Annotated in this window: 13 protein-coding genes; 10 read left to right on the plus strand and 3 right to left on the minus strand. The window is 64.9% G+C overall.

Going from position 1 to position 15,485, the window contains the following annotated elements; all coding sequences use genetic code 11:
• Window positions 1-59: 59 nt before the first annotated feature.
• From IIB36_11060 to IIB36_11075, 4 genes are all read left to right on the plus strand, one after another.
• A complete protein-coding gene (locus IIB36_11060; protein MCH7532278.1) occupies window positions 60-539 on the plus strand; it encodes a MarR family transcriptional regulator in 480 nt (159 codons plus the stop codon).
• A 218-nt stretch (window positions 540-757) separates the two neighbouring features.
• Complete coding sequence (locus tag IIB36_11065; GenBank protein ID MCH7532279.1) at window positions 758-1,462, plus strand: ABC transporter ATP-binding protein; 705 nt, start codon at window positions 758-760, stop codon at window positions 1,460-1,462.
• A gap of 332 nt (window positions 1,463-1,794) precedes the next feature.
• Window positions 1,795-2,091, plus strand: a complete 297-nt coding sequence (locus IIB36_11070) for a type II toxin-antitoxin system RelE/ParE family toxin (protein ID MCH7532280.1) — start codon at window positions 1,795-1,797, stop codon at window positions 2,089-2,091.
• Between the two features lie 59 nt (window positions 2,092-2,150).
• Window positions 2,151-2,462: a HigA family addiction module antidote protein gene (locus IIB36_11075; protein ID MCH7532281.1), complete on the plus strand. Its 312-nt coding sequence runs from the start codon at window positions 2,151-2,153 to the stop codon at window positions 2,460-2,462.
• Between the two features lie 394 nt (window positions 2,463-2,856).
• Here IIB36_11075 and IIB36_11080 read toward each other — a convergent pair whose 3' ends face one another.
• Both IIB36_11080 and IIB36_11085 read right to left on the minus strand, forming a co-directional pair.
• Window positions 2,857-3,399: a hypothetical protein gene (locus tag IIB36_11080; protein ID MCH7532282.1), complete on the minus strand. Its 543-nt coding sequence runs from the start codon at window positions 3,397-3,399 to the stop codon at window positions 2,857-2,859.
• A gap of 221 nt (window positions 3,400-3,620) precedes the next feature.
• A complete protein-coding gene (locus IIB36_11085) occupies window positions 3,621-5,225 on the minus strand; it encodes a hypothetical protein (protein MCH7532283.1) in 1,605 nt (534 codons plus the stop codon).
• A gap of 457 nt (window positions 5,226-5,682) precedes the next feature.
• Here IIB36_11085 and IIB36_11090 point away from each other — a divergent pair, with 457 nt between their 5' ends.
• Window positions 5,683-7,269: a M14 family metallopeptidase gene (locus tag IIB36_11090; GenBank protein ID MCH7532284.1), complete on the plus strand. Its 1,587-nt coding sequence runs from the start codon at window positions 5,683-5,685 to the stop codon at window positions 7,267-7,269.
• A gap of 18 nt (window positions 7,270-7,287) precedes the next feature.
• Here the strand turns inward: IIB36_11090 and IIB36_11095 are convergent, their stop codons facing one another.
• A complete protein-coding gene (locus IIB36_11095; GenBank protein MCH7532285.1) occupies window positions 7,288-8,487 on the minus strand; it encodes a saccharopine dehydrogenase NADP-binding domain-containing protein in 1,200 nt (399 codons plus the stop codon).
• A gap of 413 nt (window positions 8,488-8,900) precedes the next feature.
• Between IIB36_11095 and IIB36_11100 the strand changes: the two genes are divergently transcribed.
• From IIB36_11100 to IIB36_11120, 5 genes are read left to right on the plus strand one after another with little or no spacing between them, the layout of a single operon-like run.
• Window positions 8,901-11,162, plus strand: a complete 2,262-nt coding sequence (locus IIB36_11100; protein ID MCH7532286.1) for a VWA domain-containing protein — start codon at window positions 8,901-8,903, stop codon at window positions 11,160-11,162.
• Entirely contained in the window at window positions 11,159-11,665 is a 507-nt protein-coding gene (locus tag IIB36_11105) for a sigma-70 family RNA polymerase sigma factor (protein MCH7532287.1), read from the plus strand. The genes IIB36_11100 and IIB36_11105 overlap by 4 nt, the downstream gene beginning before the upstream one ends.
• Window positions 11,652-12,815: a zf-HC2 domain-containing protein gene (locus tag IIB36_11110; protein MCH7532288.1), complete on the plus strand. Its 1,164-nt coding sequence runs from the start codon at window positions 11,652-11,654 to the stop codon at window positions 12,813-12,815. The genes IIB36_11105 and IIB36_11110 overlap by 14 nt, the downstream gene beginning before the upstream one ends.
• A 40-nt stretch (window positions 12,816-12,855) precedes the next feature.
• Window positions 12,856-14,373, plus strand: coding sequence for a M28 family peptidase (locus IIB36_11115; GenBank protein ID MCH7532289.1), 1,518 nt, complete (start codon window positions 12,856-12,858; stop codon window positions 14,371-14,373).
• A 23-nt stretch (window positions 14,374-14,396) separates the two neighbouring features.
• Entirely contained in the window at window positions 14,397-15,470 is a 1,074-nt protein-coding gene (locus IIB36_11120; GenBank protein MCH7532290.1) for a hypothetical protein, read from the plus strand.
• The last annotated feature ends 15 nt before the right edge of the window (window positions 15,471-15,485 follow it).

Consider the following 15,485-nt stretch of genomic DNA (forward strand, 5'->3'; position numbering starts at 1 on the left):
TATGATCGAGCCAAATCCAATTCGACTGCCCCGCGTGGCTGAATCCCTCAGGAGTGCCCATGTCGGATGTGCAAACCGTGCTCAGCGCCTATCGGCGCATCCGTTTCGCCTGTCGCACGCGGTACGTGCAGGATCCGGTGGACGGAGGGGTCGTGAGCGCGCACCAGGCGAGCATCTTGAGCCAGTTGGACTCGGCCGATCCCACGATGGTGGGGGAGCTCGCCGATCACCTCGGCGTCACGGCTTCGACGATGTCGCTCAACCTGACGCGCCTCGAGAAAGCGGGGTATGTCACGCGGGAGCCCGACCCGACCGACCGCCGGGTGATGAACGTGCGACTCACCGAGTCCGGCGAGCGGCTTCGTTCGGCGGGGACGCTGCTCGATCCCGAGCGCGTTGACCGCATGCTGCTCGAGATGGCTCCGGGGACCCGCCGTAAAGCTCTTCAGGGCCTGGTGCTGCTCTCTCAAGCAGCCGATTCGGTCATCCGCCGGGGCCGGGCCTACCTCGAGGCTACAGTTGAAGGAGGGGAACTGTGACAATGGCCGGGTACGTGCCGCTCCCGGCTGGCGTCCCGCCATCCCAACTTTGGCAGTCGAGCGGGATCGAAGGGATGGCGGACCTGCAACTATTCGAGGGTGAATCCCGTCTATGACTCACACACTTGACCTCACGGGGCGCGGCGTCGCCGACCTCGGTGATCGAGGCACACAGGACGGGAGATACGACGATGGCTGGAGATCATCCGCTGATTTACATGGAGGGCCTGAGCAAGGTCTTCTACACGGAGGAAGTGGAGACGCACGCGCTGTCGAACATCAACCTGTCGATCGCGACGGGTGAGTTCGTATCGATTGCCGGGCCTTCGGGCTGCGGCAAGACGACGCTGCTGTCGATTCTGGGGCTGTTGGACAGCCCGACGAGCGGCAATTACCTGCTGGACAACACGCCGGTGGAGGAGCTGACGTCGAGCCAGCGGGCGAAGATCCGCAACCAGGCGATCGGGTTCATCTTCCAGGCGTTCAACCTGATCGGTGACCTGACGGTATACGAGAACGTGGAGCTGCCGTTGACGTACCGCGGCATGCCGGGGGCGGAACGCAAGGAGCGGGTGCAGACGTCTCTGGAGCGCGTGGGCATGGCGCACCGGATGGGCCACTACCCGAGCCAGCTGTCGGGTGGTCAGCAACAGCGTGTGGCTGTTGCGAGAGCGATCGTGGGCAAGCCGCTTATCTTACTGGCGGACGAGCCGACGGGTAACCTGGACTCGAAGAACGGGAACGCGGTCATGGAGCTGATGCTGGAGCTCCATGCCGAGGGAGCGACGATCTGCATGGTGACGCACGATCCGCGCTACGCACACATGGCCGACCGGTCCGTCCATCTGTTCGATGGGCAGGTCGTCAGCGAGGACCGGGCTCAGAAGCATGCCCTGGAAGAGGCAGGCTTCGACATCGCCTAGGTGGCAGGTCAGACACGAGCGTGTGGCACTGGATGCAGCGCTCCCACAGGTCCGAATCAACCTCGGCCCGCCGCACGTCGCGAAGCTCCGCTGGCATGCCGTTCGTGTACCACTCCACCCAGGCGCGGGTCAGTGCGGGAGCGATTTCCTGAAGTCCCCTCATGATTGCGTTCCAGGAGCTTCCTTGAGCGCGCGCAGCTTTGCAACGGACTGCTGTTGGGCGCGCGCACGCACTTGGGGTGGCGACGAGCGGGTAGGCCCCAAAGACGGCTAGGTTCATCCCATGACACGATTAACGTATATCGTTAACGTTAGTCAGGGAGATTGACAAGATGCTCGTCTCGTTCAAAAAGAAGGCTACTCGGGAAATCGCAGACGGCGAGAATACCAAGACTTCCCGCAAGGTACTGCCGGTCGAGCTGCACAGGATCGCTTGCCGCAAGGTCAACATCTTGGACTTCGCGCCTACGCTCGGCTCGCTGGCGAAGGTTCTGTCCAACCGCCTGGAAAAGCTGCACGGCAATCGGAAGGGCCAGCACAGCATCAGGATCAACAGTCAGTACCGGAGTTGCTTCCGTTGGACCGACGCCGGTCCTGCCGACGTGGAGGTGGTCGATTACCACGACTGATCGGGGCACGACATTCGAAAGGGCCTCCCCAAGGGGGGCCGCAGAAAGGGGGAACGAAGATGGCCTGGGTACGAAAGATACGCCCGACACCTGCAGGGGAGATCCTTCTCGAGGACTTCCTGAAGCCGCTCGGGATGAAGCAGGCGGAGCTCGCCGACCTGATAGGTGTGTCGAGGGTGAGGGTCAATGAGCTGGTGAAGGGAAAGCGGGGTGTGACGCCGGACACCGCCCTACGGCTTGGCAAGTTGTTCAACATCGAGCCCGAGTTCTGGCTGAACATCCAGCAGGCTCAGGACCTCTGGGAAACGGGCCGGGACATGAAGGTGAAGCGGGCGCTGGAGAAGATCACGACGGTCGCTGTGGCGACCTAGGACGACGCGGTCACGCTCGATGACGTAGGGCTTCACTTCGGCCCCGGCTGCTCCGGCTCGTCCGTCACGTCATCACGCTGGCGTAGATGTCCCGCTGCCATGGTCGAGCGGGCGAGGCGCCCTTCCTCTACGTTGCTGGCCGAGCCCGTGCAAATATGGGCGCGTCTACCGCATCCCCGGAGGTGCGACCCGCCGCATGGTCGCCTGGCGTGAGTGAACCTCCTTTAAGACGAAGAGGTCCCACAGCAGAAAGCTGCGAAGCCTCAGTCGGGACGGCCGGATTCCGAACCGGCGACCCCCTGGATCGGCGCCAAGGTGGGGGATCGGTTAGTGCTTTCACCGGGCGACCCATCCTGGCCCTTCGCTCTAGCCCGCTCTAGCCCGGAGACTTGATCTACCGAGGGTTCGCTGGGCGTTCGACCCATCGGCTGTGCGCGTTGGAGTTCACGGACCCTCCCCTTCCTCGTTGCCTCGCTCTTCGTCGTCTTCGGACGGATACGTAGTCGGTGGACATGCCACTGATGGGGGGAATTTCATCCGGCAGAAAGGGCTTCAGGACGAACGGAGCGTGTTCCTTGAGCACAGCCATCACGTCTTCTACGGGATCGTCCGGTGTCCAGCAACCCGTCACACCCTGAACGAAGCCACCCGATCCTGTGTGAAAATCGACGAATAGTCCGATAGTGGGGTGATCCGCGATAAAATCGCGCAACGATCGCGTTTCCACCTCGGAAAAAGCCTCTCCGCCCCAGTAGTTGGATAACTCCGCCATGCGCGCGGCTCGGCCTACCGGCTGCTCCACCCCTTCGATCTCGATGGATCGCCGCGCGCCGATGCCGGCGCGCGGCAGTACGTTCGTCGGCTCGGTGGCACCAAGTCCTGGAAGTCCGGAAACGGCTTCCCGAGCCAGAGTGAAGAATTGCAGACGCGCGTCCACCTCCTCGTGGCCCGCGTCAGGCAGCGTGATCTGAACCGTGAGGATGTCCGCGCCGTCGAAGCCGAGCGGACGGATGCTCAGGTTGATAACGGATCGCGTGACCAGGCGCGACCTCCGTCATCCGACCTGCCATCTCGTAGCGCCGAACCTGCTCCCTACCAACCGAGACCCAGATCAACGCCCGATTCAACGCGGCTGCGAAGCCTAGTCCTGTCCTAAAACTAGGGCATTCCGCAAGTGCTCCGAAACCCTCGCTCGCAGGCGAGCGCGTACAATGCGTCCGAGTCTTGCTCGCGTAGCGGTCCCTTGCTGCCTCTCAATATGAGCGGCAGATCTCCAGGGAGGGGGCGGGCGCTCACGAACGTCTCGGTGCCGGTCGTCATCCGCTCCAGGTTCTCGCACGCCGTGGAGAACTCCAACGTGCACCCGCGGTTGAACGCACCCCCGATCTCGGATCGGTCGTAATCGAGCGTCGCGAGCAGGATGCCCAGCTCGTTACAGGCCCAACCCGAATCCGCAGCCAGGCAGAGATTCTGCTCGAGCACCGCCAGGTGGTCACACGCGCGGGTGGACCCCTCCTCGCAGGTCTCTTGCCAGAAGGGCACCCATTGACCCCGGTGCTCGTCACCGACGCCCTTGGCGGCGCTGATCGCGACGAACGCGCAGGCCCAGATCCCCACGATGGCAGCGCGCCGTTGTGCCGCGCTGAGCTTCTGGCCGAGCTTCGAGAAGTCCACAAGCTTGAATTTTCCCGCCACCGCGGCACGATCGATGACCTGGACCAGCAGGTTCAGGATGGGCACGGGCAGCAGCTTGTCGTAGAAGGCCGGTAAGTCCGCCATACGCAGAAGCGCGAACGTCGCCATGATACCGAGTCCGTACAGGACGCCGAAGACGATTCGGCCCGACTCGGTGCGTGGGGAGGTGGCCGGATCGGTGATCAGCAAGAGCATGCCGACGAAGACGGCGACCGGGATGTACGCGTCGAAGAAGAGGTAGGTGCCGGTCACGCCGAAGTATGCGAGGCCGTATACGTACGTCGTGACGAACGCCGCTATCGTCATCGTCGCGACGCCGAAGAGGAGCTGAACCGGTATCGAGACCAGAAAGAGTACCGTGTACACATTGGGGGCGTAAACCAACCACGAAGCGATGTCCACACCCAGCGTTCGATCCGTCGTCCCGGTCAGGATCAGCACCGCCGAAAAGACGACGAGGCCGAACGAGGACGGGTTGAAGATGTGCGCCGAGCGCCCGTCCTTCTCCCATCGAATCAGCTCCTTGCCGAGGAACGCGAGCGCGACGATCCCGAACTGCCAGTAAAACCACTCCGGTCTGAACAGAATGAAGAGGTTGAAGCTACCCGTGATCGGGACGGGCCCCAAACCCAGCCCGTAGTGGTCGCGCCGGGACCAGGTCAGCAGAATATGGAACCCGTACGCGAAGAGTAGTTGGGCGAGGAGCAAAGGCCAGTAGACGCGGATCTCGGGGACGTACCATGCCCAGAAGGCGTAGATCACCACCTGTGTGCACGCCTGCACCCAGTGGTGCTTGAACAGCGTGACCTCCAGTAACAGCGTCCGACCCGAGCGTCTCGCCGCCACGTAGAGCATGACTGCCCACACCAGAAGCAAGCCCCCCGCACCCAGCATCGATTGACTCACGACCCCCACCGGTCGCAGGAGAAGACCGAGTGCGAGGAGCCCGGCGATGAACGCGCCCGGCAACAACACGGCCTGTCCGGGCGAGAGGTGCCTCAAACCGGATGCCGCGGGCTTCATATGGTCCATGGCCATCGGTTTCTCGTACAGGGGCTTTTCGTTCATGGTGCTTCAGGGAAGCCGCCGCCGTTCCTGTTGGACGGGACAGTCCCAACGCTCATCGAGTTGAATGGGGCTGTGGTAGGGACGGACCCAGCGGATTGCATGGCCGTCCAGAGGATTCCCGATTCTCCTGGGCACCGATGCCGGTGCCGCTGGCCGACTGGCCGGCTTGGGAGGGAAACCCGCGACGCGCGCCGGACTATCGTGTCGCTTCTGCGGGGGGATGCGTGCACGGTAAGGGCTGGGCCTGCGGGGCACAACCCTCCGGGAGTGCCTCCATGGATTCGGCGCCGGTCTGAGCCTGAGGAGGCTCCGTGTTGAGCGACGGCGAAGATCACGCCCACGAAGTGGAACTCCGAGCCCCTTCCTCCGCGGCTTCCCTCGGGGGCGTGGCCAGCTGACGAGGGTCGAGATAGCTTGGCCCTTCCCCAGACGGATTCCACGCGCCGGGAGAGTCCACATGTTCGCCGTTCGGAACACCCTTGCGCATTTCGTTCTCGTGTCTCTCGTCGTCGCACCTCCCCTGTCGGGGCAGGCGTTCAGCGACCTGCTCACCCGCGCGGAACGCACCGAGTTCCGGGAGACGAGCTCGTACGACGAGGTCATGGAGCTGTCCGAGCGGCTCGCTGATCTGTCCCCCGACATGCATCTCACCTCCTTCGGATATACCAACGAGGGCCGGTCTTTGCCGCTGCTGGTCCTCGGGGCCTCGGACGCCAGCCCGGAAGCGGTGCTCGCGACGGGCAAGACTCGGGTCTATCTGCAGGGCAACATCCATGGCGGCGAGGCGTGTGGCAAAGAAGCTCTTCTCATGCTGCTCCGGCGGTTCGCGACGGGCGACTACCCGACGTGGACCGATGAACTGGTCCTGCTCGTTGCCCCGATCTACAACGCGGACGGGAACGAGCGCGTTTCGCTGAACAACCGTCCGCGCCAGCACGGTCCGATCGGCGGCATGGGACAGCGCCCCAACGCGCAAGGTCTCGACCTCAATCGCGACCACACGAAGCTCGATTCTCCCGAGGCCCGCTCTTTCGTCGCGATGTTGAACGCGTACGACCCTCATGTCGTGGTGGACCTGCATACCACCAACGGGACTCGGCACGCGTACTATCTGACGTACTCGCCCCCCTTGCACCCGAACACGCCCGCGTCGATCGACGCTTTGCTCCGCGATCGTTGGTTGCCCGAGTTGACCCGCCGCATCAAGGAGAAGCACGGCTGGGACTACTACTACTACGGCAACACCGGGGGACGTGGTGGTGGTGGCGCCGCTTGGCGTACCTTCGACCACCGACCACGCTTCAACAACAACTATGTCGGGCTCAGGAACCGCATCGCGATCCTCAGTGAGGCGTACGCGTATGCGAGCTTCGAGGACCGGGTTCGCGGCACGCTCTGGTTCGTCGAGGAGATCCTCGACTATGCCGAGCAGAACGCTTCCGAGATTCGCCAGATCGTGGAGGCCGCGGACCGTCTGCGCGTCGTGGGCATCGAGCTCGCGACTCGTGCGGAGGCGGAACGGTCTGCGGAGGAAGTGACGATCCTCATGGGCGAGGTCGAGGAGCAGCGCCATCCGTACACCGGCCGGGTCATCCTGCTGCGCAGAGATGTCGTGAATCCGACGCGCATGTACGAGTACGGTACGTTCACGCCCACCGAGACATCGATCGCGCCCGAGGCCTACTACGTTCTACCGGACGCGGAGGCCGCGATCGAGCGTCTAGAGGCTCACGGCATCACGGTGGTGCGCTACGCGACCGAGCGCGAGTTGCCCGTCGAGCGGTTCCGAATCGACTCGACAACGGTTGCGGGCCGCGAGTTCCAGGGCCGGACCGAGCGCACCATCTACGGAGAGTGGGTCCCGACGGTGGAGACGCTTCCGGCGGGTACCGCGTACGTCTCAGTCGATCAGCCTCTGGGCCGCTTGGCGTTCACATTACTCGAGCCGCGCTCGGACGACGGTTTCGTCGCGTGGGCGATCCTCGATCAGCAGATCGAGCAGGGACTGTTCCCTGTCCTGAGGGTGGCGGCTCCGGGGATGTAGCCTGGAAGGCTCAGCCTGCTACAGCTCGTCCACTCTCTGGAAGATCTGGACGTTGCGGTCCTCGAGGTGCTTGATCACGGAGTCGAAGCACTCGGCGTTGCGACCGACGACCTCCGGCGGAGCCACACCGGGTTCGGTCCACAGCCGTCGGGCGACGAGGCGCACCATGCCGGTACACGTGTATCCGGTGGTGCGCGCCATCGACGACGTTTCCGTGTCCGTATTGTAGTAGTCGAGCAGGTTGTACGTGTGTCGAAGGGCGTGGTCGTCCTTCGCGCCCTCGATCACGATGCGCATCACGGTCAGGTCGGGCTCGCCCTCTTCGTATTGCCACGCGCCGATGAGCAGGGCTTCCGTCACATCGCGCGGCCTCGCTTCGCCGGATGCGACGAGGATATTCTCGGTGGAGAAGAATCCGGCCTGGCGAAGCATCTGCATTTTTTCGGCGTGGCCCGGGTATCGCATGGTCTTCTCGACCATCTCGGGCGTTTTGCACGTCTTGAGCAACGAGCGCAAACCGTCCGTGTTGAAGGCTTCCAGCGTGCCGAGCCCCGGGAATTCCACCAGCTCGACCTCAGAGAGCGCGGGTAACGTGATCTCGACCCCTTGGCGACGCAGGCGGGCGGGCCGCGTGTAGATCTGAATCACGTCCCCGGGGCTGAACGGGGCCTTGTACTCCCACGGCCACGCCCGCTCGACGGGGAGTCCCCCGACGAGACAGCGGTAGCTGTAGGTCTCGTCGAGGTGCTCTTCGAGTCGGCCCAAGATCATGTTGCTCAGCCCGGGTGCGACACCGCAGTCCACGAGGCACGGGACGCCTGCCTCCTTCGCGAGATCGTCCAGGCCGAATGCGTCTTCTCGGAAGAAGGAGATATCCACTACAGGGTGTCCTTCCTGAAGGACACGCTCGACCGTCGCATAGCCCATGAAGCCGGGCACCGCACTCACGACGAGGTCGGCGTCCGCGACCGCCTGCGACACCGTTTTCGGGTCCGACAGGTCCGCGACGACACCGTCGGCCCCGTACTCCGTCAGGCGTTCGACCGCGACCGGGTCGACATCGACGACGAGTACCGAAAAGTCTTCTTCTGCGGCCAGATCACGCACGATCGCGTTTCCGACTCGTCCGCCGCCCAGTACCACGATCTTCACGGTCGTTCCTCCACGGCAGCCCGTGGTAGAAGTACAGCGGGCCGCGTTACGGTGCCACGGCCCCAGATCCTAGGCGGAGCTTCGAAGGCATAGCCGTCGCTACGTCGAGGAGCTCCAACGACGGAGATGGGGCCGTGCCACCGTAACCCACGAACCGGTAAGTATCGTCACACTCGGTGTCGGGCGCGACCACCGCTTCGCGGCGGTGCCCGGTCGCGGCCCAATAGGTCGTCTCTCCTCCTCGGACCACCGCCTTCGGCGGCGGTGCCCGAACAACTACGACTCGTCGTCGTTCCTACTATTGAACTCGCGAGACCCCCGGGACCCGCTTGCGGGTGGCGGCCCACTGTACTTCTACCACGGGCTGCTAGATGCCGATGTGCCGACCCGGAATGAGGCCAGACGACTTGGTGTGTGCAAGGGGGCATGCTTCGTGCGTCAAACAGGGCGAAGGAAGCAAACGGACGGGGAGGTGCGCGATGCGGGTGAGGTACTGGGAACGAACGGGGATGGGCGTACTCGCCGTGCTTCTGTTCAGTGCGTCGTCTCTTGCGGCGCAGGGCTGGATCGAACCTCGCATCCTCCGGGGCGGGTTCTCGGTCGACAAGACGCGCAGCGATGTACGCATTCGTGTCGAGGGGCGGGTCGCGGTCGTCGAGGTCTCGGAGTGGTTCCGAAACGATGGCGAGGGAATCGCAGAGGGTGACTATCTCTACCCACTGCCGGGAGAGTCCGTCTTCCAAGGCTTCTCGCTCTTCCAGGGCGATACGGAGCTGCGCGGAGAGATCATGGATGCCGATGAGGCTCGCGAGATCTATGAGAGCATCGTTCGTCGGCGTGGGGACCCCGCGCTCATCGAGCTCGTCGGGCACGGGCTGCTACGCGCCCGTATCTTCCCGATCCAGCCCGGACAAGAGCGAAAGGTCACCCTGCGTTACACACAGGTCCTGCCGCGCGCGGGTAACGCTCTGCAACTGGTGTACGCCGGTGCTGTTCAGAGGATGAACGGACGCGTGGGCGACGAGTCACGGGGCGCGCGTCCTCTGCCCGCTCTCGTCGACATGTCCTTCGAGATCGATGTCGCCGATGCCTCGCGGTTCCTGGAACCGTTCTCGCCCACACACGAGATTGACGTCAAACGGCATGGCGACGCCATGGTCGTGACGATGGAAGAGGAAGTCCTCGGGCGTTTCTCGGTCTTCTTGCCGTTTGCCGACAACGACCTGGGGCTCTCCGTTGCGACCCATCGGCCTGTCGGGGAAGACGGCTATTTCATGCTCACGCTGTCTCCGGGGCGGGTCAGGGGCGAAGCCGCACCCCGGGATGTGACCGTCGTGCTCGACGTCTCGGGTTCGATGTCGGGCGACAAGATCCACCAGGCCAAACAGGCGGTCTACCAACTGCTGGCTTCGCTCGACCGGGACGATCGATTCCGACTGATCTCGTTCTCGGACGCCGTGAGCATGCACAGCGAGGGCTGGCGTGACGCGACCGGGTACGAACTCGCACGCGGCCGCGAGTGGATCGACGAGCTCGTTGCGAACGGCGGCACCGACATCGGAGCCGCGTTGAGCGAGGCGTTTCGCTTGCGGAGTCCCGCGGAACGCCTCCCGATCGTCGTTTTCATGACCGACGGGCTGCCGTCCGTAGGTGAGCGGTCTCCGGAGCGGCTCGCGGACCAGGCGGAGCGGGAAGCGCACCGAGCGCGGGTCTTCGCTTTCGGCGTGGGGCACGACGTAAACACGCACCTGCTCGATCGGCTCGGTGAGGCGGGTCGTGGCAGCACCGACTACATCCAGCCTGGCGAGAGCGTCGAGCGCGTAGTCGGACTACTCGCCGCCAAGATCCGGTATCCCATTCTGACGGACCTCGAGCTGGACGGGGGGCCGAACCGCTTGATCGAGGTGTATCCCACGCGTCTCCCCGACGTGTTCGCCGGGCAAGAGCTCGTGCTCTTCGGGCGCTTCACGGGTGAAGGCTTGGGGCAGATATCAGTCGATGGCATGCGTGCCGGCACGGCACTCGAGTTCACCACCGAGCTACGATTCCCTCAGGCGAGCACGGCCAACTCGTACATCCCGCGGCTGTGGGCGTCGCGCAAGCTCGGTCACCTAGAACGGCAACTCTGGACCGAGGGTGAGACGGCGGAGCTGATCAAACAGATCCGTGACCTCGCGCTGCGATACGGACTCCCGAGTCGCTACACATCGTACCTCGTACAAGAGCCGGTCGTCGCCACTCCGTTCACGCTGAAGCTGCCACAGGTCCAGGGTGCCGCGGCCTCGCGGGTGCGACCCGCGTTGCGGGCGGCAGATGCGGCGGCGCGCGCCAGCGGCCAGGCTGCAGTGCGCCAAGCGGTTGTCGCGCGCGCCCGTCGCTTGCTCACGTCGGTGAACGAAATGCGGGCGATGGAAATGGAACTGGACGCTTCACTCCGGGAACGGCGGGAGAACACACGCGTCTTGGCGGGTAGAGTCTTCATGCTAGACGACGGCGTGTGGACGGACGAGGCCCACAGCGAAGACCAGACTGTGATCGAGGTGAAGGCGTTCAGCGCTGTCTACTTCCAACTGGTTGCGGCGTTGCCGGAGATCCGAGAGGTGCTGAAAGAGCTCAACCATGTATTGATCGCGGGGGCCGCCGTGAGCCTCCGCGTAGCTGACGACGGGATAGAGGAACTGACCGACACGACGCTGGAAGAGCTCGTGCAACGGTTCCGGGTCGGAGGGGGCACGCCGTGAGCGCAGACTGGACAGAGGTGTATCGCAGCACGTTCCCGGACCTGGTCCGGTTCCTACACCGCAAGGTGTGGGACCTGGAGCGAGCCCAGGATCTGGCTCAGGAAGCATTCGTCCGGGCGCTCCGCCATGAGCCGAAGAAGCCGCGCGCGTGGCTCTTCCAGGTCGCGTCCAACCTCGCCCGTGACGAGGCCCGGACGGCGATCCGGCGGAAACGCCACCTCACCCTCCTGAAGAGTGAGACTGAAGATCGACAAAAATCCGCGCCGGACCCGGCGCGTGACTTGGCGGAGCGTGAGCGCATGGGCCAGGTCCGGGACGCGCTCGACGCGCTCAGCGAACGAGATCGTGAAGTCCTGCTCCTCTGGGACGCGGGACAGAGTTACACCGAGATAGCTCAGCAGGCGCGACTTTCCGTAGGCGCGGTGGGCACGACCCTCGCGCGTGCACGTCGTCGCTTGGCTGAAGCGTACAGCCGGAAGGAGCATGTCGATGTCGCACGTTGACGAAGGCGCTCTGCACGCCTATCTGGACGGCGCGCTCGACGAGTTGCCGTCGGGCCGCGGGCGAGCGATCCGTGAGCACGTCGCGACGTGTCCCGAATGTGCGGCGCGTCTGGAGGAAGAGAGGCGGATTCGAGAGCAGGCCATGGCGATCCTCTCCAGCCCGCTGCCGCAGGTCGAGCTGCCCCCGCTCGAGGAGCTGCGGTTGCGCGCGGAGGCGACGAGCCCGCCGAAGGCTTCCCGTGGCAGGCGCTTCCACCGGATGGGGTGGGCAGCGTCGGTCATTCTGGCGATCGGCGCGGGCTGGACGCTACGAGGTGGTCAGGCGGTGCCTTTGGGCACGATGGATCTCATCGACGGCCCGAGTCGGCTGCCGCAGCTCGAGGCGGCTCCCACTGTACCAGACCTGGACGCGTCCGCCCGTGACCTGCTGACCCAGGCCCTGGACGGGAGCGACCGGGGTGCCGATCCCGACGAGTCGCTCGTCGCCGAAGCCGACAGCGGCGATCCGTTGGTCATGGAGCCTGGCCGACCAGTGCTCTTTCAGGAGCTCGCGGCCATAGACGTGGTGACGCTCCAGGATCGGCTCGGAAGCGCGCCGGCGCTGCCGCCGCTCGAGGCGAGCGGGCTGGTGGACCTCCTCCGTTCGAGTGCGGCTACCGTGAGTCGGCTCGAGGGTGTGCTCTCCGCTCCCCGCCCGGTGGCCGTTCGCGCGGCGAGCGCCGATGCCGGGGAGGAGCGCGCGGCGCGGCGCGGACGGACCGTCGTGACGAGCGCGATCCGCTCGGCGGCCGGAGCCCCGTTCTCGACCGGCGACGCATCGGAGCGACGACGTGGCCGAAGCGACTCGGGGCGGAGAGGCGGGGACGAGGGTCAGTTGGTGGTCCCGGGGTTCGAGGTGATCGGCATTGAAGCCATCGAGGAGGGTCCGGCCGCGGGAGGCACGCGTGCGCTCCAGTGGCTCACGCCGCTAGACACGTTGGAGCTCCTGCATCTGCCGGAAGGCGTGGAGCCTGCCGAGCTGGCCGCGCTCGATGAGGCCGGCGTCGCGGAGCTCGTCGTACTGAGAGACGGGTTGTGGCTGGTCATGCGGGCTCGCCGTTCTGTACAGGAACTCGAGGTGTTGTTGGAGCGTCTGGACGCGAACCGATAACTTTCGCGGTCTCGTTCGACGACGTCCTTCTGGCGACACCATGACGCAGAATCTCCGCCGTGCCTTCTTCGCGCTCGTGGTCCCCATGGCGCTACCCGCCCAGCAGCAGGGCGTAGAGCAAGCTGCCGCCACGATCACACCGGAGGACTACGCGTGGCGTATCGGAGTGATCGCGCACGACTCCATGCAGGGCCGCGATACGCCGAGTCCCGGTCTGGACAAGACCGCGGAGTGGATTGCGTCAGAGTTCCGGCGCATGGGCCTCCGTGGTGGAGCCGAGGACGGTGGCTTCATTCAGAAGTATCCGCTTCGGCAGGTCGTGGTCGACGCCGGCACCTCGATGCTTACGGGAGGCGGAATCCGCCTCGCTTTTGGGGAGGACCTGCTGCCTGGCCGCCGCATGCCGGACGGTGAGGCCAGCGGCGGTCTCGCGATCGTGTCCGGCGCGCTCAACCTCCAGGCCGCTATCGGAGGAGGGGCGGTCCAGGGGAAACATGCGGTGATGGTGCTGCCGGAGAACTCCCCGGGCCTGAGTCGGGCGGGGATCGCCGCTTTCCGGAGCGCGGGAGTGCTCTCGATCATGACCGTGACTGATGCGGGGGATCAGGATTGGGATGCAGCGGTCGTCCGTGCGCTGCGCCCCTCCGTCCGTAAGGGCTGGGGTGAGCAAGGCAGCGGCGGGACGTCGGCTCCGAGCCTGCAGATCCGCCAGTCGTCTTTGGCACGTCTCGTCGAGGCTCATGGCGTGGATCTAGCTTCGCTGCGGGCGCGTGGGGGCGCCGACGTGAGGGTCGACGCTATCGCCGGGCTCGAGATCACGCTCACCATCAATTTGAGCGACGAGATGATCACCGCTCCGAACGTCGTGGGCATCCTGGACGGAAGTGACCCCGTACTGAAGGACGAGTACGTGGTCTTCTCCGGGCACATGGATCACATCGGCATGGGCAGCCCCGATGAGAACGGGGACTCCATCTTCAACGGCGCGGATGACGATGCGTCCGGCACGATCGCAGTAGTCGAGATCGCGGAGGCGATGGTCGCGCTACCGTTGCCGCCGAAGCGTTCCATGGTGTTCCTCTTGGTGAGCGGCGAAGAGAAGGGCCTCTGGGGCAGCGAGTGGTTCGCGGACAACCCCACGGTACCGATCGAGCAGCTCGTGGCGAATCTCAATACGGACATGGTCGGCCGGAGGTGGACGGACACGATCGTGGCGATCGGCAAGGAGCACTCGGACCTGGGTGAGAGCCTCGACCGAGTGAACCGCGAGCACCCGGAGCTACGCATGACGGCCATCGATGATATTTGGCCCGAGCAGCGTTTCTTTTTTCGATCCGACCACTACAACTTCGCGCGCAAAGGCGTGCCTATCCTGTTCTTTTTCAACGGCACCCACGACGACTACCACGGTCGGGACGACGAGCCCGATCGCATCGACGCCGAGAAAGCGGCCAGGATCGCGAGGCTGGTCTTCTACCTCGGGGTCGACATAGGGAACGCGGCGGAGCGACCGAAGTGGAATCCGGAGAGCTACGCCAGGATCGTCTCTGACCGCTGATCAGAAGGCACGGGCGTACGACTGTGGCCGACGAAAAGAGCTTCCTCGAGCTGATCGAGGCGTGGGACGGCGTCGGCGTCGTGGTCCGGTACGACGAGCCCACCGGCACCTGGATCTTCATTGCGCTGCACGACGACACCCTCGGTCCCCCGGTCGGTGGGTGCCGGATGAAAAAATATGCGCGCCCTGAGGACGGACTTCACGACGCGATGCGTCTCGCACGGGGCATGACCCACAAGTGGGCTGCGCTGGACCTCCCGTGTGGGGGTGGCAAGTCGGTGCTCGCGATCCCGGGGCCGCTCAGCGACGGAGACCGACGGGGCCTGCTCCGCCGATTCGGGGAACTCCTGAACGTGCTCGACGGGGCCTACGGCACCGGTGAGGATCTCGGCACCACACCGGAGGACATGCGCGTGGTGGCGAGCGTCTCCGAGCACGTGGTCGGCATTCACGGCATCCATGGCGCGCCGTCGGATCCCGGGCCGTTCACGGCCCAAGGCGTCTTCGTCGGCATTCGATCGGCGCTCCGCCACCGGCATGGCAGTGACGCACTGAGCGATCGCACGGTGCTCGTCCAGGGAGTCGGGGACGTTGGTGGCCCGCTGGCGCGCATGATCTCCAAGGCGGGCGGTTCGGTGCTCGTGTGCGATCTCGACCAGGAGCTGGCGTTCGCGATTTCCGTGGAGATCGGTGGCAAGGTGGTGACTCAGGACGACGTCTACCGGACCGCGTGCGACGTGTACGCGCCGTGCGCGGTCGGTGCGACGCTCAACCCTGACACCATACCCCGCCTACGCTGTGATATGGTCGTGGGCTCGGCCAACAACCAACTCGAATCGGACGCCGACGCGGACGCGCTTGCCGAGCGCGGGATTCTGTACGCCCCGGACTACGTCGTGAACGGGGGCGGTGCGTTGGCGTTCACGCTCATCCATCAGGGGGAGCGCAACGTCGCCGAGCTGGATCGCCGAGTGCGGGGCATCGGCGATGCTCTGGACGAGATCTTCGCCGAGGCTGACGCTGCAGGGGAATCGCCCCTGAAAGCCGCAGAGCGGCGTGTCCACCGAGTCTTGCAGAACGCCAAGAAGACGGGCTGATCCCGGCATTCCCAG

Source organism: Gemmatimonadota bacterium (assembly GCA_022560615.1).
Taxonomy (GTDB): domain Bacteria; phylum Gemmatimonadota; class Gemmatimonadetes; order Longimicrobiales; family Gaopeijiaceae; genus UBA1138.

What these genes read in the sequence shown, in the direction of transcription:
- IIB36_11060 (MCH7532278.1), top strand. Translation starts at nt 60, where the DNA reads ATGTCGGATGTGCAAACCGTGCTCAGCGCCTATCGGCGCATCCGTTTC.
- IIB36_11065 (MCH7532279.1), top strand. Translation starts at nt 758, where the DNA reads ATGGAGGGCCTGAGCAAGGTCTTCTACACGGAGGAAGTGGAGACGCAC.
- IIB36_11070 (MCH7532280.1), top strand. Translation starts at nt 1,795, where the DNA reads ATGCTCGTCTCGTTCAAAAAGAAGGCTACTCGGGAAATCGCAGACGGC.
- IIB36_11075 (MCH7532281.1), top strand. Translation starts at nt 2,151, where the DNA reads ATGGCCTGGGTACGAAAGATACGCCCGACACCTGCAGGGGAGATCCTT.
- IIB36_11085 (MCH7532283.1), bottom strand. Translation starts at nt 5,225, where the DNA reads ATGAACGAAAAGCCCCTGTACGAGAAACCGATGGCCATGGACCATATG.
- IIB36_11090 (MCH7532284.1), top strand. Translation starts at nt 5,683, where the DNA reads ATGTTCGCCGTTCGGAACACCCTTGCGCATTTCGTTCTCGTGTCTCTC.
- IIB36_11100 (MCH7532286.1), top strand. Translation starts at nt 8,901, where the DNA reads ATGCGGGTGAGGTACTGGGAACGAACGGGGATGGGCGTACTCGCCGTG.
- IIB36_11110 (MCH7532288.1), top strand. Translation starts at nt 11,652, where the DNA reads ATGTCGCACGTTGACGAAGGCGCTCTGCACGCCTATCTGGACGGCGCG.
- IIB36_11115 (MCH7532289.1), top strand. Translation starts at nt 12,856, where the DNA reads ATGACGCAGAATCTCCGCCGTGCCTTCTTCGCGCTCGTGGTCCCCATG.